Origin of the sequence: Mycolicibacterium austroafricanum, assembly GCF_902705885.1 — a bacterium.
Classification (GTDB): Bacteria; Actinomycetota; Actinomycetes; order Mycobacteriales; family Mycobacteriaceae; genus Mycobacterium; species Mycobacterium vanbaalenii_A.
The window spans coordinates 199,261-217,644 of sequence record NZ_CACSIP010000023.1 but is presented as its reverse complement, the minus strand read 5'-3'; the positions used below and the strand labels follow the sequence as shown (position 1 = coordinate 217,644).

The following is an 18,384-nucleotide window of genomic DNA, read 5'->3' as shown; positions in this document are numbered from 1 at the left end:
ACCCCGCCACCGCTTACCCTGTACTGCGTGTCACACGAGGTTGCCGCCGGCGACACCCCACCGGGAGTCACCGGCCAGGAGCGACCCGCCCGCGGTAAGTACTGGTGGCTGCGGTGGGCGGTCCTCGCGGTTGCGCTCATCGTGTTGACCGTCGAACTGGCCCTGGTGCGCGATCAGCTCGCCAAGGCATGGCAGAGCCTCTACTCGGCGAACTGGTGGTGGGTGCTGGCCGCCGTGGTTGCGGCGATGGCATCGATGCACAGCTTCGCCCAGATCCAGCGCACGCTGCTGGCCTCGGCGGGCGTTCATGTGCGGCAATGGCGCTCCGAGGCAGCGTTCTATGCCGGAAATGCGTTGTCCACCACCATGCCCGGCGGGCCGGTGCTGTCGGCGACGTTCATCTACCGTCAGCAGCGGATGTGGGGCGCCTCCCCCGTCGTGGCGTCCTGGCAGCTGGTGATGTCCGGCGCCCTGCAGGTCATCGGCCTCGCTCTACTCGGCCTCGCCGGTGCGTTCATGCTGGGTGCGAGCAAGAATCCGCTGTCGCTGATCTTCTCGCTCGGCGGTTTCGTCGCGTTGATCCTGCTGGCCCAGGCGGTGGCCACCCGTCCCGAGTTGATCGACGGCATCGGCGCGCGGGTGCTGTCGTGGTTCAACTCGGTGCGGGGCAAGCCCGCAGGCACCGGGTTGTCGAAGTGGCGGGGGATCCTCGGTCAGCTCGAGTCGGTGCAGTTGGGCCGCCGCGATCTCAGCGTCGCGTTCAGCTGGTCGTTGTTCAATTGGGTCGCCGACGTGGCATGTCTGTTGTTCGCCTGCTACGCCACCGGCGGTCACCCCTCGATCGCGGGCGTGATCGTCGCCTACGCGGCCGCCCGGGCGGTCGGCGCCATCCCGTTGATGCCGGGCGGGTTGCTGGTGGTCGAGGCGGTGTTGGTCCCGGGGCTGGTGTCCAGCGGGATGCCTCTTGCCGCAGCGATATCCGCGATGCTGGTCTACCGGTTGATCAGCTGGATCTTCATCGCCGTGATCGGCTGGGTGATCTTCTTCTTCATGTTCCGTACCGAAAAGGACATCGACCCCGACACCCAACCGACGGTCGTCCCGGTGGCGGGCACGGAGACCGCGAAGGCAGCCCAATTCAGCCCCGACCCGGAAGCCCCGCATCCACCGGGTGCCGAATCGGCCCCGTTCGAGTCCGGCACGTAACGAAAGCGATTGGACCACATGCGGTTTCGCCTGAGCTTCGCCGTCGGCTTGCCCGAGCAGATCCCCGGAACAGCACCCAGCGACCTGACCCTCGAGCAGTACGGCGGCAACCACGTCGTGCAGGATCTCGGTGACGGCAACTACGCGTTCTGCGCCCACCTCCAGACCGGGACGGTGCAGGTCAAACCCGGCGACCAGGTGACCGCCGGCCGGGTGATCGGTTCGTTGGGCAACAGCGGCAACTCGGATGCACCCCACCTGCATTTCCACGTGATGAACTCACCCGATCCGCTTCGATCAGACGGTCTGCCGCTTGTGCCGTCGTCGTTCCAGCTGGACTCGCGGCTCACCGGCACTCCCGACGCACTGGACACGCTCCTGGACGGTCAACCCGCCGAACTCCAGGCCGGATTCGCGCCTCGTAGCGAAAATAACACCAGCCCAATGGTTTACGACGTGATGACCTATGCGCAAGGGTGATCGTCCGACGGCGCGGACCACGCTGGGGGCGCTTGCCGCCGACGTGGTGTGTGTCGTGGTGTTCTGCACGATCGGACGACGCAGCCACGCCGAGGGGCTGACCGTCAGCGGCATCGCCGAGACAGCGTGGCCCTTCCTCACCGGTACCGCTGTGGGCTGGGCGCTCTCGCGCGGCTGGCAGCGCCCGACCGCCCTTGCCCCCACCGGCGTCGTCGTCTGGGTGTGCACCGTGGTGGTCGGGATGCTGTTGCGCAAAGCCACCTCCCAGGGCACCGCCGTCAGCTTCATTGTGGTCGCCTCGGTGACGACCGCGGCGCTGCTGCTGGGGTGGCGGCTAGCGGCCCGTGCCTGGGCGAGGTGATGCTCGGTTGGCTCGTCGACTCCGGATCACCCAGCATCGTGATCGCCTACCTGCTGGTGGCCGTCGTCTTCCTGATCCTGCGTCGACGGAAGCCGCTGACCCGCCGCCGCAGCGAACTACTCCTCTGAATCCTGGTATTGCTCAGGGGATATCAGCATCGTGAACGTGGCCCTCAGTCCGCCGAGGGGCCCGTCGCAGAGTTCGATCGTGCCTCCGTGCAGCGTCGCCTGCTGGGCGACCAGGGCCAGGCCCAGTCCGGAGCCGCCGGGCGCGGCGTTGCTTCCGCGGGAGAAGCGGCCCAGCACCGACTGATGCTCTTCGGCGGGCAGCCCACGCCCGTTGTCGTCGACCACGATGGTCATCACCGTGTCATCGCGGTGTGCGGCAAGCAGGATCCGGGTGGCGTCGCCGTGGGTGATGGCGTTGCGCACCAGGTTGTCGACGGCCAGCCGCAACCCTCCCGGCCAGCCCCAGACGGTCCCCAGATCGTCGGCGACATCCATGTCGATCTGGACATCGCGGCTCACCCGCATGTTCTCTCGCGCCACCCGGTCCAGCATGTCGGTCACGTCGATCACCTCGCGATCCTCGGCCTGGGCCAACTGTCCGGAAGCGAGCTGGCCGAGCGCAGTGATGATGCCCTCCACCCGGCGCTGCGCCCGGGAAAGGTCAGCGACCACCTCGTCGCGCTCCTCCTCGGGCAGGTCGTGAATGCGCAGGGTGTCCAGGTCGGCGCGCATCGCGGTCAGCGGGGTGCGCAGCTCGTGTGCGGCGTTGGCGGCGAAATCCTGCGCGGCCTGCAGGGAGTTCGTGGTGGCACGTTGCGCCGCCGCCAGCCGGCTGAGCATCGCGCTCATCGCCTCGGAGAGATCCTCGGCCTCCCGCACGCCGTGCACCGCCGGCATCTCGTCGGCGCCTTTGCCCAGCTGTTTGGTGTGTTCGGTCAGCTTGCGCAACGGTCGGATCGCCGGACCGGCCAGCAACCACCCCAGCCCGGCGGCGATGAGCACGGTCACCACCCCCACCGCGATGTAGCTCGGCACCCGGGCGCGGTTCAGCAGGACACTGTCGGCCCGGATGCCGATCGACATCAGCACACCACCGGCCTGGTCCACCGGGACGGTCCGCACCCGATATTCCACACCGTTGACCACGACGTTCTCGGTCCCCGGCGGCAGCGGTGGCAACTGGAAGCCCCGCTGGAACACCACCTGGCCGGACGACCGCGACCGCCCGGTCTGCAGCACCCCGCGGCGTGGATCCGTCAACTGCTCGGGGAACACGCTGGCGTCGACGATCGCGTCGAGGCGCCGATCCAGCTGCACCGCATCGTTGTTCGCCAGTACCAGCGACGTGAGGATGGTGAACACCGCGACCACCGCTGCGGCCGCTGCGGCCGACGCGATGGCGACCCTGGTGCGCAGCGAAGCCGAGCGGAGAAACCTCGGGAGTCTCGGCGACTTGTCGGTCACCAAACCTACGGTTCTTCCCGCAGCACGTAGCCGATCCCGCGCACCGTGTGGATCACTCGCGGCAGGCCGTCGCGCTCCAGTTTGCGCCGCAGATAGGAGACGAAGACGTCGGCGACATTGGTGTCGACGTCGAAGTCGTAGCCCCACACCAGCTCCAGCAGTCGCTGCCGGCTCAGCACCACACCCGCGTTCTCGGCGAGCGCCGCGAGCAGATCGAACTCACGCTTGGTGAGCTCGACCCGCTCGCCGGCCACGAACACCAACCTGCGGGCCGTGTCGATGGTCAGCGAACCGACCGTCATCGTGTCCGACGTCGGGTCGGAGTGATGGGCCCGGCGCAACAACGCGTGCAGCCGGGCGACCAACTCGCCCAGATCGAACGGCTTGGTCAGGTAATCGTCGGCGCCGGCCTCGAGCCCGGCGATGCGGTCGTTGACGGTGTCCCGGGCGGACAGCACGCAGATCGGTATGTCGTTGCCCAGCGCGCGCAGTGCCGTCACCACGGCGACGCCGTCGAGCTCCGGCATCTGAACGTCGAGCACCAGCGCGTCGTGCGACTCGCTGGAGAGCAGCCGGAGCGCTTCCTTACCGTTCGCCGCAACCCGGACATCGAACCCGGAGTGCCGTAGCCCGCGGGCGACCGACGTCCGTACGTCCGGATCGTCGTCGACCATCAGCACCGTCCGACCGGCCCCGTCCTGGATGGACAACTCTCCCCCGCGTGCGGGCGTGGTCGCCACCCTGTCGCGCACCAGCCTCAGTAGGCGTCAGGCGAAACGACGACGCCGCAACGGTTCTTCAGATCCACCAGCGGTCGCCGGATCTCGGTCAGCTCGGCGTGCACCTGCGGGTTCGCGGCCAGGTAGGCCTCCACCTCGCCGTGGATGTCCTCCCGCGGATCGCCGTGAAGATCGGTGAAGAACGCGTTCACCTCAGGGTGGGTGAACAGGTAGGCAGACGATGCCGCCGACACACCCGCGGCGGTACCCGAGAAGTCAGCTGCGGTGCAGTTCGGCGGGAGAGGCTGCGCCGACGCCATCGGTGCGGCTCCGAGCAGACCGAACGCCACTGCGCCGGCGAGCGCGCCGCCGCCCAGCGCGCCAGCGACCGCACGACGGACCGTGGTGGCCGAGAACAACATGAAGGCTCCTTCATCAGAGGTGGACCGGAACCGGTGGTGGTCGCCGGTCAGGACCATCCTAGGAAGCTAAGCAGAACCGAGGCCGGGTTTCTTGCCTAGCGGTTAACCAATCGTGAGAAAGTCCCAAAACTCATCTCACCGCGTGGACGCGCCCTGTACGGCCGCCGGCGCGCGCGGGGCCGGCGCCGGTGCCGAATCCACGCCCACGTTCTGCGCGGCCGGCAGGCTTCCCGACGGTGCGGCGACGGGCTGCTGGGCCGCCTGCATCAGGCCCAGCACCTGCGGGACGGTGACCGGGAGATCGCAGCGGCCCGACAGCGAGACCAGTGGTTGCTGCAGCCGCTGCATGTCCCCGGCGACTTTCGGATTGGCGTCGAAGTAGGCCTTGAGCGCGACGACTGACTGCGGTCCGCCCTGCTGCTGCGAGATCGTCGTCAGCGCCTCGTTCGCCTCGGGGTTGGCCTCGAGGTAATTGCCGGTGTGGGTGGCCACCATCGCCACGGTCTTGGCGACCTCGCTGGCCCTGCACGGATCCGGCGCGGCCAGCACCGAGGGGGCAGCGGGGCCGGTGAGTGCGACGATCCCGACGCCGACCGCCGCCGCCGCGAATGCGGCGCGAAACCGGAGGCGCCCGGCGCGCGAGGTGATTTCCGTGGACGAATTCATGACGAACTCCTAACAGTTTGCGTACGCCCCACTGGCCCGCAAACCCACTGCGGTCAGTAGCAAAGAATCCCCGACGCCGAAACTACTCCGCACATAGTGCCATCGCCTCTGTCCGGCTGACCAATCGAGCCACCGATGGCGCGGGTATTAGAGCCGGTTAAAGCAATGCTGGCAGGGGCTCCACGAGGGCGGTCACCCTACAGCTTGCTGCTGTACGCTCGCGCTACGAAACGCCGGGGAGAAAGTGGGGAGTTCCCATCCAGCAGTTCATGATGCGCATCAGCAGCAAGCTGCGCAGATATCGCTGGGCGGTGTTCGCGGCGTGGGTGCTGCTGCTGATCCCTTCGGTGTACATGGCGATGAACCAGTCCGGCCATCTCACCGGCGGCGGCTTCGAGGTCGAGGGCTCGCAGTCCCTGTACGTCCAGCGCCAGCTGGAGGCTCAGTTCCCCGACCAGGGCGCCTCCCCGCTGGCGCTGGTCGCCGCACCCAGGGCGGACGCGTCCTTCACCGACATGAACGAGGCCGTGGCCCATCTGGAGCGCCTGGCCTCCGAGGTTCCCAGCATCGCCGTGATGCCCAACCCGCAACAGCCGCCGCCCCGGCCGGACCGGCCCTACGTCATCACATTGCAACTGGACTTCGAGAACACCGGGGCTGTCGACGTCGCCAAACAGCTGCGGGAGAAGGTCGGGATCGACGGCGACGAACCTGGGGAGATGGAGAACGGCAAGGTCCGTCTCTATGTCATCGGGCAGGGCGCCCTGGGGGCGGCAGCCACCCTGGCCACCAAGGACGACATCGCCCAGGCCGAGAAGTGGAACCTGCCGATCGTCCTGATCATCTTGCTCGCGGTCTTCGGGTCGCTTGCCGCCGCCGCGATGCCGCTGCTGTTGGGTATCTGCACCGTCGCGGTCACGATGGGGCTGGTCTATCTGCTGTCGATGTACATGACGATGTCGGTGTTCGTGACGTCGACGGTGTCGATGTTCGGCATCGCGGTCGCCATCGACTACTCACTGTTCATCCTGATGCGGTTCCGCGAGGAACTGCGCGCCGGGCGCGAGCCATCGGACGCCGCCGACGCCGCGATGGCGACCTCGGGCCTTGCGGTGGTGCTGTCGGGTATGACGGTGATCGCGTCGGTCACCGGCCTGTATCTGATCAACACGCCGGTCCTGCAGTCGATGGCCACCGGCGCCATCCTCGCCGTCGCGATCGCGGTGCTGACCTCGACGACGTTGACGCCGGCGGTGCTCGCGTCGTTCGGGCGGGCCGCGGCGAAGCGGTCGTCGTACCTTCACTGGTCGCGGCGGCCGGAAGCCACCCAGTCGCGGTTCTGGGCCCGCTGGACCGGCTCGGTGATGCGCCGGCCGTGGCTGTCGGCGCTGGCAGCCGCCGCCCTGCTGCTCGTCCTGGCCGCGCCGGCGTTCTCGATGGTGTTGGGCAACAGCATGCAACGACAATTCGACCCGACACACGAGGTCCGGGGTGGGGTGAACGCGGCGGCCGAGGCGCTCGGTCCCGGCGCGCTCGGACCGGTGCGGGTGCTGGTGACGTTCCCCGACGGCAACGCCGCGTCGGCGCCGGCCAAGGAACCGCTGCTGGAATCGATCCGGCAGCGGATGGCCCAGGCGCCCAACACCGTGTCGGTGTCCCCGCCGGTGTTCGGCAACGACTACCGCAGCGCCCTGCTCTCGGCGGTGCTGTCGGTCGACCCCGAGGATCTGGGGGCGCGCGACACCGTCGACTGGATGCGCGAACAGCTGCCGCCGGTCGCCGACGGCAGCGCGCGGATCGATGTCGGCGGACCGACGGCGCTGATCAACGATTTCGACGACAAGGTCTCCCAGACCCAGCCTCTGGTCTTCGTCTTCGTCGCGCTGATCGCCTTCGTGATGCTGCTGATCGCGATCCGGTCGGTGTTCCTGGCGTTCAAGGGCGTCCTGATGACCGTGCTGTCGGTGGGCGCCGCCTACGGCAGCCTGGTGGTCGTCTTCCAGTGGGGTTGGTTGTCGGACCTGGGCTTCAAGCAGATCTCGTCGCTGGACAGCACGATCCCGCCGTTGGTGCTGGCGCTGACCTTCGGGTTGTCGATGGACTACGAGATCTTCCTGCTCACCCGCATCCGGGAACGCTTCCTGCAGACCGGTAACACCCGCGACGCCGTGGCCTACGGCGTCAGCACCAGTGCGCGCACCATCACCAGCGCCGCGCTGATCATGATCGCGGTGTTCATCGGGTTCGCCTTCGCCGGTATGCCGTTGGTCGCCCAGTTGGGCGTGGCCAGCGCGGTGGCCATCGCGGTGGACGCGACGGTCGTGCGTCTGGTGCTGGTGCCCGCGCTGATGGCGATGTTCGACGAATGGAACTGGTGGCTGCCGCGGTGGCTGGACCGCATCCTGCCGTCGGTCGACTTCGAGAAGCCGCTGCCCAAGGCCGACATCGGGGACCTGGTCATCATCCCCGATGACATCTCCGCGCTCGCGCCGTCCGGCTCGGACCTGCGCACCGTGGTCAAGTCCGCCGCCAAGCTCAAAACCCTGGCGCCGCAAGCCATCACGGTGGCGGACCCGCTGGCGTTCAGCGGCTGCCATCCGCGCAAGGTGTTGGGCAGCAGCCGCTTGCGCGACGACGGCGCCCTGACCGTCGCGGTGTCCAACCGTGCCCACGGCAAGACGGTGGCAGTCAAACTCCCCAAGCACCCGGTCACGATGTGGCGTGGCAGGCTCGACGTCGCGCTCGACGCGTTGGCCGTCCAAACCGGCGCTGCGGCCGAGGGGGCGACGGACACCGGACGGCCGCCGCTGACGCGGATCAGCCCGATGGAGACCACCAACGTGCTGCTGCCCACCGGCGACCGGTTGCAGATCCCGACCGGGGCCGAGACCGTCCGACTCAAGAGTTTCCTGATCATGGAGCGCAACGCCGCCCGAGACTATGCCGAGTTCGCCGAATTGGTCGATTCGATGGACATCCAGACCGCGGCGGAAGTGCTCGCCGGCATGGACCGGTACTACTCTGGTCAACCGGCACGCACGCACTGGGTGGCCACCCAGTTGGTGCGCCGCCTGGCAGATCCGCGGCCCTCCGACGGACCCGACGTCGCGCTGTCCGGAGCCGACGCGGAGACTGGGTGGGCCCGAGTCAGACAGCGCTGCCTCTCGGTGGCGGTGGCAATGCTGGAGGAGGCGAGGTGACGGTGACCTCCGAGGTTCGGGGCGCAGACCGCGATGAGTCTTCCGCGCGCAACCGGGCTGCGGCCGCAAGCGACCGACCGGTGGAGTTCTGGCCGACCGCCGCGATCCGCGCCGCGCTGGAGAACGACGACCTCAACGTGTGGCAGCGCATCGTGGTGGCGATCAAACGCGACCCGTTCGGCAGGACGGCACGCCAGGTCGAGGAGGTCCTCGAGACCGCACGGCCGTACGGGGTCTCCCGGGCGATGTCCGAGGTGCTGGTCCGCACCCGCGAACACCTCGAAGCCAACGAGTGCGCCGAGGTGGCCCGGCACGTGCACCTGCTGCTGGACCGCTCAGGACTCGGCGAGCAGGAGTTCGCGTCGCGCATCGGCGTGCCCGCCGAAGAGTTCGCGACCTACCTGCAGGGCACCGTCAGCCCCCAGGCGTCGCTGATGATCCGGATGGGTCGGCTCTCGGAGCGGTTCGCCAAGATGCGCAACCCACCCCCGAGCTGACGTTCTCCCGCGAAATATCATTCCGGGTCGTGAATCTGACCTACAGCACAACCGTGGGTTCACTTTCGCGAGCAGTCCGCTACCGCGAGTGGATCGGCGACACGTCCTGCACCAGCCAGCGGCCGTCGCTCTTCGACAGTGCCACCCGCAGCGCCAGCACGGCTGTGTCCGACGGCTGCCCGGGCGCGGACTGCGTGCCCCGCAGGATGACCGCCACGCTCGCCGCGTCCGGGCCGATGGCCTCCACCCCCGCCGACACCGTGGCGGCCTGCGCGGACACCTTCCTGCCGGCCAGATCCTTTGCCACCGCGGCGAACTCGTCGTTGAACCGGTCCGCGCTCTCCGGGGTCATCATGGCCGTCGCCCGATCGATCGACGCGGTCGGATTCTGCGGCGTGAACGTCGCCGACGCCTCCGCGACGCTGCTGGCGATTCCGGCCACCTCGGCGGTGTCGGCGCGCAACGTCCGGTCCGGCTGCGTCCACTGCGTGTAACCGATCACGACCGCCGCCACCAGCGCGGCGGTCGCGGCACCGACCACCGCCAGCCGCAGGCCCGGTCCGTCGTCGTCGGTGCCGACGGTGACCGCGTCGCGACGTGCCAGCACGAAGTTCACGATCACCCCCTGGAGCACCAGCAGGCACAACACCGAACATGCCGAAACCCACCACAGTGGCCACCCGAGCACGACACCGATGTAGATCAGCGCGGCGGCCGCTGCGGCGGGGGCGAGCAGGTCGAACGCCAACACCCGAAACCAGTTCCTCATCGAATCGGCTCCAGACCGGAGATGAGCAGCTCTCCGTCGACGTCGGACACGTCCAGACGCAGCGTCCACCGCACGGTCTGCGGCTCCTCGGTGCCCGCGTTCTCGCTGACCGACGTGGCAACCACCATCACCGTGTCGGTCCGCGTGGCCGACGACACCAACTCCGGTTGCTGCGGTGCGCGCGCGACACCGGGCTGGTCGTGGTGGATGGTCTCGATCGCGACCGAGTCGATCTGCCCGGAGGTGCTGGCCTTCAGCGTCTGCACGAGCTTGCGGTACGGCTCGACGGTCGCCTCGAAGTCGGCGTTGAGCTGACCGACGGTGCCCTGGTGCAGCGTGTTCAGGTCGGTTTCGACGGTGTCGGTGTTCATGTTGATCAGCACGTTCGTCCAGTCGGCGGCGGTCTGAAGCACCTGGGTGCGGTACCGCAACTCGGCGGTGTCACCGCGGTGCTGAGTCCAGATCAGCGTCGCCAGCACGACCGCGGCCACCGCCACTGCCCCGAGCACCGCCGACGCGATGCCGTAGCTGCTGAAGATCCCGGCACGCTGCGGATCCTGCTCATCGTCGGGCATGCGCGTGAGGGTACCCGGGCGATTCTGGAACACTGTGGGGGTGACGGTAGAAGCGAATCACGACACGAAGTCCGGCATCGATCTCAACTACATCGACCCCACGGCCCGGCCCCAGGACGACCTGTTCGGTCACGTCAACGGCCGGTGGCTCGCCGAGTATCAGATCCCGGCGGACCGGGCGACCGACGGGGCGTTCCGCACGTTGTACGACCGCGCTGAGGAGCAGATCCGCGACCTGATCACCGAAGCGGCGGATGCGAAGGCACCGCAAGGCAGCGACCAGCAGCGGATCGGCGATCTCTACGCGAGCTTCATGGACGGGGAGGCCATTCGGCAGCGCGGCCTGACGCCACTGCTCGAGGAGCTGGCCGACATCGACGCCGCGGACACCCCCGACGCGCTCGCGGCGGTGCTCGGGACGCTGCAGCGCACCGGCATCGGCGGGGGCGTCGGTCTCTACGTCGACACCGATTCCAAGAACTCGTCCCGGTACCTGCTGCACCTGAGCCAGTCCGGCATCGGGCTGCCCGACGAGTCCTACTTCCGTGACGACCAGCACGCCGAGATCCTGGCCGCCTACCCTCGGCACATCGCCGCGATGTTCGCCCTCGTCTACGGCGGCACGCCCGGAGAGCACGCGGAGACCGCCGCCGGCATCGTCGCGCTGGAGACCAAGATCGCGGCAGCCCACTGGGATGTGGTCAAGCGGCGCGACGCCGACCTGACCTACAACCTGCGCACCTTCGCCGAGGTGACCGACGAGGCACCCGGTTTCGCCTGGACCCGCTGGCTCAACAGTCTGGGAGCCACCGACGAGCAGGCGGCCGAACTCGTGGTCCGCCAACCGGACGTTCTGACCGCCTTCGCCGCGCTGTGGGGCGGCGAGAGCCTGGATGTCTGGAAGAACTGGACCCGCTGGCGCCTGATCCATCGACGGGCGTTCCTGCTCACCGACGAGCTGGTCGCCGAGGACTTCGACTTCTACGGTCGCAGGCTCTCGGGCACCGAGGAGATCCGGGACCGCTGGAAGCGGGCCGTCTCGCTGGTCGAGAGCCTGATGGGCGAGGCGCTGGGCCGGGTGTACGTCCAGCGGTACTTCCCACCGCAGGCGAAGGCCCGGATGGACGAACTGGTCGCGAACCTGCGCGAGGCCTACCGGGTGAGCATCAACCAGCTGGAATGGATGACGCCGCAAACCCGGGAGAAGGCGTTGGTCAAGCTGGACAAGTTCACCCCCAAGATCGGTTATCCGAACAACTGGCGGGACTACTCGGCGCTGGTCATCGACCGGAAGGACCTGTACGGCAACTACCGGCGTGGTTATGAGCTCGAGCATCAGCGCGATCTGGCCAAGCTCGGCGGCCCGGTGGACCGTGACGAGTGGTTCATGACGCCGCAGACCGTCAACGCGTACTACAACCCGGGGATGAACGAGATTGTGTTCCCCGCCGCGATCCTGCAGCCGCCGTTCTTCGACGCCGACGCTGACGACGCCGCCAACTACGGCGGGATCGGCGCGGTGATCGGACACGAGATCGGTCACGGATTCGACGACCAGGGCGCCAAGTATGACGGCGACGGCAACCTGGTGGACTGGTGGACCGACCAGGACCGTGCCGAGTTCGGCACTCGGACAAAGGCGTTGATCGAACAGTACGAGGAGTTCGTCCCTCGCGAGTTGAACTCGGGCGGCAACGGACACCACGTGAACGGTGCGTTCACCGTCGGCGAGAACATCGGCGACCTCGGCGGACTGTCGATCGCGCTGCTGGCCTACCGGTTGTCACTCGGCGGGTCCGAGGCTCCCGTCATCGACGGACTGACCGGCGAGCAACGGGTCTTTTTCGGGTGGGCTCAAGTGTGGCGGACCAAATCCCGTGAGGCCGAGGCGATCCGCCGGCTCGCGGTGGACCCGCACTCACCGCCGGAGTTCCGCTGCAACGGCGTGATCCGCAACATGGACGCGTTCTACGAGGCCTTCCAGGTCAGTGAATCCGACTCGCTGTACCTCGAACCGCAGCGGCGGGTAAGAATCTGGAACTAGCGAGCCCGGGCCCCGCGCAATTCCAAGCTGGCTGAGAGCTGTCAATCTGCTACCAGATCGCTTGGGTGGATGGACCGGCGACTGAACCGGTCATACGGTTGGAATCGATCAGCCGGACTGTCGGGTGTCGCCGACCTCACGAGAAAGCAGGGCCACATGACAACCACGTGGCGAACCGTCTCTCGCAGCGCTGGATTCGGTTGTGGCGCAGTCGCACTGACCGCCGCGGCACTCATTCTCGGGACCGGATCGGCCCATGCCGACCCCAACGATCCGTCCATGAGCCAGCTGGCGCCGGACGGTCAGGTCCGGTCCGAGCAGGCGGCGCGTGTCTCGGGAAGCGACCTGTGCGTCGCCAATGAGGGCACGCTCGGCACCGCCAGCATCCGGACTCCCGAGATCGGCGTTCCCGGCCAGACTGCCAAAGAGGCGGGGCCGGACTGGGTCGGGTCACGTGGGTGGCAGGCGTTGGCGATCGATCCTGCAGATCCGTGGGGTGGAAACTTCGACCCACAGAACACCCACACCGGCCCGTCCTGCCGACCGGTCTCGGCGAACGGCTTCAGCTAGGACTGCCGGTATCGTCACTGCCCGTAATGGCACAACGCTCCGGAGCGTCGGCGATTACTCGCCGACGCCACCCCCCAGGTAGGGCCGCAGTGCCAGCAGGTAACCGGCCAGCAGGGCGAGCGGGGCGGCCAGGGGAAGCCACGGCACCTGCGCCGGTACCACCCCTCCCACCGTGCCCAGCACGGCGAATCCGACGGCGGCGAACATCGTCGGTGCGGTGGTGCCCGCCGAACCATGCCGAAGCACCAGGAAGGCGGTGGCGGCCAGGCCGGCAACAGCGGTGAACATCGGCGCCGGCTCGGCGAGCACAACGGTCAGCACCGTCAGCAACACCGCGGCGGTGCCGGCCGGCCGAAGCCGTCCCGCGAGCAGCACCGCGATCAGCGCCGCCGCCGCCACGGCGAGCGCGGGCCCATCGGCCCGGTAGCCGGCCGCGGCGACCATCACCACGCCGAAGGCACTGGGCAGCAACAGTTTCATCGCCGGGCTCCGCTGCGGTGATCGGGCACCAGCGCCATCGCCTGGTCCAGCGTGGCGGTTCCCGGCCAGCCCACGATGTCGACACCCACAGTGGCCATGTCGCGGTACATGAAGGAGCGTTGCAGGGTCCACATCCTGTGGACCAGCGGATCGCGCACCCCCTCGACCGGGCAGTCCTCCAGGACGTCGACGGCGACCACCGGATGCCCTCGCTTGCGCAGATCGATGAGCGCCAGCGCGAATTCGGTTTCGAGCAGGGTGGAGAACGCGACGACGATCGCTCCTGGCGGCAGGGCCGGCCTCGGGGCCAGGCTGCCCGCCGCGGTCTGGAAGGTGTCGGCCGCACCGAGCATGGTGTCGAGGATTCGATAGAACTGCCGCTGCCCGATGTCGGCGCCGAGCCAGCGGGTGTTTCTGCTGCCGAGCGCGACCAGCCCGGCCCGGTCGCCGAACCGCAACACGCTCTGAATCACCTGCGCGGCGCCGCGTGCCGTCCGTTCAGTGGCGGCCGTGGCCGGACCCGCAGGCTGCGGATAGGTGTCCAGCAGCACCACAACGTCAGCGGCCCGATCCGTCAGCCGCTCGGTGACGTGCAGCGCCCCGCGGCGCGCGCTGACCGGCCAGTTGACGGTGCGGAGCTGATCACCGGGGACGTACGGCCGAATGTCGGCGTACTCCACGCCGGGACCGAAGTGGCGGGTGAGGTGGGTGCCCAGCCGGTCGAGCAGATCGGTGCGCGGAATCGCGGTGGACTGCGGCGGGGCCACCGGGAATACGCACACTTCGGCGGCGTCGACGGTGCCGGTGCCCTCCAGCAGACCACCGCGGCCCAGCACCCGCACCGTGACCCTGATCGGGTACCTCCCCCAACGTGCGGCCTGCACGACGACCGCCGTATCGATACCGGGCTCGAGGTCGTGCAGGTCCATCCCGGCGGGTACCGAGAAGTGCAGCGCGACCGTGCCGCCGTCGTCGGCTTCAGCGTGCACGTCGACGCGGACCTGTTCGGATTCAAAACAGCGCTGAAACCCCGGCTGCCCGCGGACCGTCACGGTCGGCGTCGGTTGCTGCCAGCCCAGGGAGCACAACACACCCAGCAGCGGCGCCGCGAACGCAATGAGTTCCCACCTGCCGGCGATCAGGGCGCAGACGACCGCGACGCCGGCGCACGTGGCGACTGCCCGGGCCAACGGCGAGGCGCGCCAGCGCAATTCGACGTCGACGCTGGCGATGTCATCGGATACGGTCACTGCGCGGCCCGGGCGCGCGGTACCGGTAGGCGGCGCAGCAGTTCGTCGACCACGTCGGCGCCCTGTACCCGCCGGACCCACATCTCGGGTTTCAAGCTGATCCGGTGCGCCATCGCCGGTACGGCGAGCGCCTTGACGTCCTCGGGTATCACGTAGTCGCGGCCGAGCAGCAGTGCGTGGGCGCGCGCCAATTGCACCAGGTCGAGTTCGGCGCGTGGGCTGGCCCCGACGGCGACCTGCGGATGTTGCCGGCTCGCGGTGGCCAGCGACACCACGTACTGCAGGACGTCGTCGTGGACCGTCACCTCTTCCACCGACTCCTGCATGGCGACCACGTCACCGGCGTCGACCACCTGATGCACAGTCGGGGGCACCGACCCGCGATCGAGTCGGCGGCGCAGCATCGTGGCCTCCTGCTGCTCGGACAGGTACTTCAGCTCCATCCTGATCGCGAACCGGTCCAACTGTGCCTCCGGCAGCGGATAAGTTCCCTCGTATTCGATCGGGTTGTCGGTGGCCAGGACCAGGAAAGGAACCGGCAGCGGGTGGGTCGCACCGTCGATGCTGACCTGTTGCTCGGCCATCGCCTCAAGCAGCGCGGCCTGGGTCTTGGGGGGCGTCCGGTTGATCTCGTCGCCGAGCAGCAGGTTGGTGAAGATCGGGCCACGGCGGAATTCGAAGCGGCCCGAACGCATGTCGTAGATCGTCGACCCGAGCAGATCGGCCGGCAACAGGTCGGGGGTGAACTGCACGCGGGTGAACTCCAGACCCAGCGCGGCGGCGAAAGACTTGGCGATCAACGTCTTTCCGAGACCTGGGAGATCCTCGACCAGGACGTGGCCTCGGGCGAGCACGGTGGTCAGGATCAGGTTGAGCGCCCGGCGCTTGCCGACCACCACTCGGCCGATCTCGTCGAGCACCGATTCGCACAGTGCGGTGGTGGCTGCGGGTTCGAGCTGTTGTGTCACAGCCGCTCCAGACGTTCCAGGATGTCGTGGAGCGCCTCACGACCGGGTCCGGGCTCCGTTCCACCGGTCCGCGAGATGTTCTCCGGATCGACCCATTGCCAGAGTTGGTCGCCGAAGAGCATCCGGCCGGTGGCATGAAACGCTTTCGGGTCCTTGGCTTTCCGCTGCCCGGCAGCGAGCTCGAACTGGCGTGCCAGCATCGGGCGCAGTCGGCGGTCCCAGTCCGAACGCGAGGACTCCGACCAGGAGATCAGCGTCTCGGTGCGGGTCAGCCAGCGCCGCAGGGACGCACCGGAGTCGTCGGCCCGGGCGTCGTCGAAGGTGTCGGCGGCGTGATGGGTCAGATGCCATCGAACAGCGGCGAGCACACCACCGAGCGCCACCCCCGTCACCCCCAGCACCAGGGTCCGGTCGAGCTGGGTGACGGCCAGCAGCTGCACCGCCACCACCAGGAAGACCCCACTGAACACCAGCTTCTTCATGGGACCGGCAGTTCCTGCTGCACCAGACGCAGCGCTCGGACTGCGGCCGCGCGGTGACCCTCGTTCATCACGTGCGGGCTGAATCGGGCCTCTTCGAACAGGTCGACCAGTTCGGCGGCGTGGTCGGCGTGCAGTGCGAGGCGCGTGACCGCCCGCGCCAGCACTTCCGAGGGGGTGTCGGAGAGCTGCGGGGTGGTGCCCGGCGATTTCTCCAGTTCGCGTTCCATCGCCGAATAACAGGCGATGATGGCTTCCCGCGGGTCACGGCTGCGGTCGCCGATCTCGGCCAGCCCCAGTTCGGTCGCCCTGGCCAGATCCGGGCCTGCGGGCCGCACCGTATGCGGTCCCTCCTCCGGGGCGGCGAGTTCGGTCGCCGGGGTCCGGATTCGCCGACGTCCCAGAACCGTCGCGATCACGGCGAGGACAAGCAGTGCGACGGTGGCCGCCGCAAGGTAACCGAACACATCGTCGCCGCCGCCGTCACGGCGCCCCTCCGGTGGCGCGGCGTCGACGCTGCCCGCCTCCTCCGTGGCGCCGGGGTCGGGGTCGGGCAATTCGCCGACCGTGAGCCCGGCTCCCCACCGCGTCAGCAGCAGTACCAGCAGCAGCCAGACGAGCAGACCGGCCGCGGCGATCACCAGCAGCCGCCACCGCGGGCCGACGCGTTCACTGCGGTAGCCGCGCGGTTGCCCGGCCCCCGGGGCGGCGGGCCGGCGACGCGACTGGGCGGCGATCGAGATCGCGATGATGGCGATCGAGACGCCCAGCATGGCGAGGACGGCGATGACGTTCCCCGGACCGTCGGGTGTGGGTTCGGCAGGTTCGGTAGCGATCTCGGAGCCGGGCAAGTGGCCGCGCAACGCGAGAATGGCGAGCAGCACCAGCACGATCGCGGCACCGGTGCGTGCTACCGCCTTGGTGTCACTGGGCATCGGCCCACCCTCAGGTGAATGCCGACGGCCGGGACGGCCATCGACCTGCCCTCATCGTGGCACGGTGCGCACACCGCCCGCCGGGAAAGCGAGCGAGCTATCCGCTCAGAACATCTGCCAATCCGACGCACCGTCGGGCTGGGTGTACATGCCGCCGTCGGTGTTCTTGATGACGACCGCGTCACCGCTGCCGAAGTTCTGCTTGAACCACGCCGCGTCCTCTGCGCTGAGGTTGATGCAGCCGTGGCTGACGTTGCTGTACCCCTGCGAACCCTCCGACCATGGCGCGCCGTGCACGAAGATGCCGCTGTTGTCGATGCGGACCGCGTCCTTGACCTTGAGCTTGTAGCCCTCACCGGACGGGTCGTCGACCGGCACCCCGTAGGTGGAGGAGTCCATCACGATGTCGTCGAACTTCTCCAGCACGTAGTAGGTGCCGTTCTTGGTCTCGTAGCCGGTCTTGCCGAGCGACACCGGGAAGGTCTTCACCAGCTCACCGTCACGCATGATTTCCATCTGCTTGGTGTTGTCGTCGATCGTCGCGACCAACTGCTCGGGCACGGTGAAGCTCGACTTGGTGCCGGCGGCGTCGATGTTGACGACCGTGCCCGCCGGCCAGAAGTCCTGCGGACGCCAGCGCACCTGGGTGTCGCTGGTCCAGTAGAACCTGCCGGGCACCGCCGGGGTGGAGGAGATGTGGATCGCGTCCTCGGCCATCTGCCGGTTGGCGATCGGGCGCTGGAAGTTGATGTAGATCGGCTTGGCGGCGCCGACGATCGAGCCGTTGACCGGATTGAACGACGGCGGCACGAAGGGCGGTTCCCCGACGAACGGCGTCGGATTCTGCCCGGCCGGGGTGCCCTCGGGAATGCTCATGGGCTGCGCGGACTGCGGCGCCAGCGGGGCGAACGGATTCGGCGCCGGTGGCGGCGGCGGGAAGACGAACGGGTTCGCCGGCGGCACGATCGGATCGACCGGCGGTGCCGGCGGCGGCGCAGGCTGGGCCAGCGCCGACGGCGCGCTCAGGGTCAGTGTCGCGAGGACCATCGCTGCCATCGTCGTGGCGATCAACCCGCGTCGCTTGTGCTGCCGCATGCGCGTACCTCCAGTTCTGCGACTCAGTCCAGTGTGGCACAGCACGATGATCGGCCACGCCTGCGAGCGCATTGTCCCCGCACCGCCAGGGGTGCTGATCTGCACTGATGTTCGGTCGCGGGCCCCGGAATGTTACGTCTCGAACGTATGGACGCCGAGTGCACGGTTTGTGACGCGTTCCTCGAGTGGCGGCGTC

Annotated in this window: 19 protein-coding genes and 1 pseudogene; 8 read left to right on the top strand and 12 right to left on the bottom strand. The window is 68.4% G+C overall.

The features are described 5' to 3' along the window. Positions 1-27: 27 nt before the first annotated feature. From BEMPMBAN_RS16640 to BEMPMBAN_RS32960, 4 genes and pseudogenes are all read left to right on the top strand, one after another. Positions 28-1,206 carry a lysylphosphatidylglycerol synthase transmembrane domain-containing protein gene (locus BEMPMBAN_RS16640; protein WP_159231928.1) on the top strand — a complete coding sequence of 393 codons (1,179 nt, stop codon included), beginning with the start codon at positions 28-30 and terminating at the stop codon, positions 1,204-1,206. 45 nt (positions 1,207-1,251) lie between these two features. Then, positions 1,252-1,686: pseudogene (locus BEMPMBAN_RS16635) on the top strand (M23 family metallopeptidase); the annotation flags it as partial. Further along, positions 1,673-2,047 (top strand): DUF3054 domain-containing protein, encoded by a 375-nt coding sequence (locus tag BEMPMBAN_RS16630; protein ID WP_159231924.1) that lies wholly within the window; start codon positions 1,673-1,675, stop codon positions 2,045-2,047. The pseudogene BEMPMBAN_RS16635 and the gene BEMPMBAN_RS16630, both read left to right, overlap by 14 nt. Continuing rightward, on the top strand, positions 2,047-2,175 hold the full coding sequence (locus tag BEMPMBAN_RS32960; RefSeq protein WP_272952241.1) for a hypothetical protein: 129 nt from the start codon (positions 2,047-2,049) through the stop codon (positions 2,173-2,175). The genes BEMPMBAN_RS16630 and BEMPMBAN_RS32960 overlap by 1 nt, the downstream gene beginning before the upstream one ends. On the opposite strand, the gene BEMPMBAN_RS16625 is transcribed toward BEMPMBAN_RS32960, so the two are convergent. From BEMPMBAN_RS16625 to BEMPMBAN_RS16610, 4 genes are all read right to left on the bottom strand, one after another. After that, positions 2,164-3,519, bottom strand: a complete 1,356-nt coding sequence (locus BEMPMBAN_RS16625) for a HAMP domain-containing sensor histidine kinase (protein WP_234897514.1) — start codon at positions 3,517-3,519, stop codon at positions 2,164-2,166. The genes BEMPMBAN_RS32960 and BEMPMBAN_RS16625 overlap by 12 nt on opposite strands. Before the next feature lie 5 nt (positions 3,520-3,524). Next, positions 3,525-4,193, bottom strand: coding sequence for a response regulator transcription factor (locus BEMPMBAN_RS16620; RefSeq protein WP_200846011.1), 669 nt, complete (start codon positions 4,191-4,193; stop codon positions 3,525-3,527). A gap of 83 nt (positions 4,194-4,276) precedes the next feature. After that, positions 4,277-4,660, bottom strand: a complete 384-nt coding sequence (locus BEMPMBAN_RS16615; protein ID WP_159232129.1) for a heme-binding protein — start codon at positions 4,658-4,660, stop codon at positions 4,277-4,279. A 135-nt stretch (positions 4,661-4,795) separates the two neighbouring features. Continuing rightward, positions 4,796-5,326: a hemophore gene (locus BEMPMBAN_RS16610; RefSeq protein WP_159231918.1), complete on the bottom strand. Its 531-nt coding sequence runs from the start codon at positions 5,324-5,326 to the stop codon at positions 4,796-4,798. Between the two features lie 269 nt (positions 5,327-5,595). Here BEMPMBAN_RS16610 and BEMPMBAN_RS16605 point away from each other — a divergent pair, with 269 nt between their 5' ends. Together BEMPMBAN_RS16605 and BEMPMBAN_RS16600 are read left to right on the top strand one after the other, a co-directional pair. Beyond that, entirely contained in the window at positions 5,596-8,526 is a 2,931-nt protein-coding gene (locus BEMPMBAN_RS16605; RefSeq protein WP_159231917.1) for an MMPL family transporter, read from the top strand. After that, entirely contained in the window at positions 8,523-9,023 is a 501-nt protein-coding gene (locus tag BEMPMBAN_RS16600; protein WP_159231915.1) for an XRE family transcriptional regulator, read from the top strand. Before BEMPMBAN_RS16605 ends, BEMPMBAN_RS16600 begins: the two co-directional genes overlap by 4 nt. Before the next feature lie 79 nt (positions 9,024-9,102). On the opposite strand, the gene BEMPMBAN_RS16595 is transcribed toward BEMPMBAN_RS16600, so the two are convergent. Then, positions 9,103-9,792 (bottom strand): hypothetical protein, encoded by a 690-nt coding sequence (locus BEMPMBAN_RS16595; RefSeq protein ID WP_159231913.1) that lies wholly within the window; start codon positions 9,790-9,792, stop codon positions 9,103-9,105. After that, positions 9,789-10,367: a hypothetical protein gene (locus BEMPMBAN_RS16590; protein ID WP_159231911.1), complete on the bottom strand. Its 579-nt coding sequence runs from the start codon at positions 10,365-10,367 to the stop codon at positions 9,789-9,791. Before BEMPMBAN_RS16590 ends, BEMPMBAN_RS16595 begins: the two co-directional genes overlap by 4 nt. A gap of 40 nt (positions 10,368-10,407) precedes the next feature. Between BEMPMBAN_RS16590 and BEMPMBAN_RS16585 the strand changes: the two genes are divergently transcribed. Then, positions 10,408-12,411 carry a M13 family metallopeptidase gene (locus BEMPMBAN_RS16585; RefSeq protein WP_234897513.1) on the top strand — a complete coding sequence of 668 codons (2,004 nt, stop codon included), beginning with the start codon at positions 10,408-10,410 and terminating at the stop codon, positions 12,409-12,411. A gap of 156 nt (positions 12,412-12,567) precedes the next feature. Then, positions 12,568-12,981, top strand: coding sequence for a hypothetical protein (locus BEMPMBAN_RS16580; protein ID WP_159231908.1), 414 nt, complete (start codon positions 12,568-12,570; stop codon positions 12,979-12,981). Between the two features lie 54 nt (positions 12,982-13,035). Here BEMPMBAN_RS16580 and BEMPMBAN_RS16575 read toward each other — a convergent pair whose 3' ends face one another. The 6 genes from BEMPMBAN_RS16575 to BEMPMBAN_RS16550 all read right to left on the bottom strand — a co-directional run bounded on the left by BEMPMBAN_RS16575 (position 13,036) and on the right by BEMPMBAN_RS16550 (position 18,188). Further along, entirely contained in the window at positions 13,036-13,461 is a 426-nt protein-coding gene (locus BEMPMBAN_RS16575) for a hypothetical protein (RefSeq protein WP_159231906.1), read from the bottom strand. Further along, positions 13,458-14,711, bottom strand: coding sequence for a DUF58 domain-containing protein (locus BEMPMBAN_RS16570; RefSeq protein WP_234897512.1), 1,254 nt, complete (start codon positions 14,709-14,711; stop codon positions 13,458-13,460). Before BEMPMBAN_RS16570 ends, BEMPMBAN_RS16575 begins: the two co-directional genes overlap by 4 nt. Continuing rightward, positions 14,708-15,679, bottom strand: a complete 972-nt coding sequence (locus BEMPMBAN_RS16565) for an AAA family ATPase (RefSeq protein ID WP_159231904.1) — start codon at positions 15,677-15,679, stop codon at positions 14,708-14,710. The genes BEMPMBAN_RS16570 and BEMPMBAN_RS16565 overlap by 4 nt, the downstream gene beginning before the upstream one ends. Further along, positions 15,676-16,161, bottom strand: coding sequence for a hypothetical protein (locus tag BEMPMBAN_RS16560; protein ID WP_159231902.1), 486 nt, complete (start codon positions 16,159-16,161; stop codon positions 15,676-15,678). The genes BEMPMBAN_RS16565 and BEMPMBAN_RS16560 overlap by 4 nt, the downstream gene beginning before the upstream one ends. Continuing rightward, on the bottom strand, positions 16,158-17,093 hold the full coding sequence (locus BEMPMBAN_RS16555; RefSeq protein WP_159231900.1) for a DUF4129 domain-containing protein: 936 nt from the start codon (positions 17,091-17,093) through the stop codon (positions 16,158-16,160). Before BEMPMBAN_RS16555 ends, BEMPMBAN_RS16560 begins: the two co-directional genes overlap by 4 nt. 105 nt (positions 17,094-17,198) lie before the next feature. Further along, positions 17,199-18,188: a L,D-transpeptidase gene (locus BEMPMBAN_RS16550; protein WP_159231898.1), complete on the bottom strand. Its 990-nt coding sequence runs from the start codon at positions 18,186-18,188 to the stop codon at positions 17,199-17,201. Between the last annotated feature and the right edge of the window lie 196 nt (positions 18,189-18,384).

What these genes read in the sequence shown, in the direction of transcription:
- BEMPMBAN_RS16575 (WP_159231906.1), bottom strand. Translation starts at nt 13,461, where the DNA reads ATGAAACTGTTGCTGCCCAGTGCCTTCGGCGTGGTGATGGTCGCCGCG.
- BEMPMBAN_RS16560 (WP_159231902.1), bottom strand. Translation starts at nt 16,161, where the DNA reads ATGAAGAAGCTGGTGTTCAGTGGGGTCTTCCTGGTGGTGGCGGTGCAG.
- BEMPMBAN_RS16610 (WP_159231918.1), bottom strand. Translation starts at nt 5,326, where the DNA reads ATGAATTCGTCCACGGAAATCACCTCGCGCGCCGGGCGCCTCCGGTTT.
- BEMPMBAN_RS16555 (WP_159231900.1), bottom strand. Translation starts at nt 17,093, where the DNA reads ATGCCCAGTGACACCAAGGCGGTAGCACGCACCGGTGCCGCGATCGTG.
- BEMPMBAN_RS16615 (WP_159232129.1), bottom strand. Translation starts at nt 4,660, where the DNA reads ATGTTGTTCTCGGCCACCACGGTCCGTCGTGCGGTCGCTGGCGCGCTG.
- BEMPMBAN_RS16590 (WP_159231911.1), bottom strand. Translation starts at nt 10,367, where the DNA reads ATGCCCGACGATGAGCAGGATCCGCAGCGTGCCGGGATCTTCAGCAGC.
- BEMPMBAN_RS16620 (WP_200846011.1), bottom strand. Translation starts at nt 4,193, where the DNA reads ATGGTCGACGACGATCCGGACGTACGGACGTCGGTCGCCCGCGGGCTA.
- BEMPMBAN_RS16605 (WP_159231917.1), top strand. Translation starts at nt 5,596, where the DNA reads ATGATGCGCATCAGCAGCAAGCTGCGCAGATATCGCTGGGCGGTGTTC.
- BEMPMBAN_RS16550 (WP_159231898.1), bottom strand. Translation starts at nt 18,188, where the DNA reads ATGCGGCAGCACAAGCGACGCGGGTTGATCGCCACGACGATGGCAGCG.
- BEMPMBAN_RS32960 (WP_272952241.1), top strand. Translation starts at nt 2,047, where the DNA reads ATGCTCGGTTGGCTCGTCGACTCCGGATCACCCAGCATCGTGATCGCC.
- BEMPMBAN_RS16630 (WP_159231924.1), top strand. Translation starts at nt 1,673, where the DNA reads ATGCGCAAGGGTGATCGTCCGACGGCGCGGACCACGCTGGGGGCGCTT.
- BEMPMBAN_RS16580 (WP_159231908.1), top strand. Translation starts at nt 12,568, where the DNA reads ATGACAACCACGTGGCGAACCGTCTCTCGCAGCGCTGGATTCGGTTGT.
- BEMPMBAN_RS16595 (WP_159231913.1), bottom strand. Translation starts at nt 9,792, where the DNA reads ATGAGGAACTGGTTTCGGGTGTTGGCGTTCGACCTGCTCGCCCCCGCC.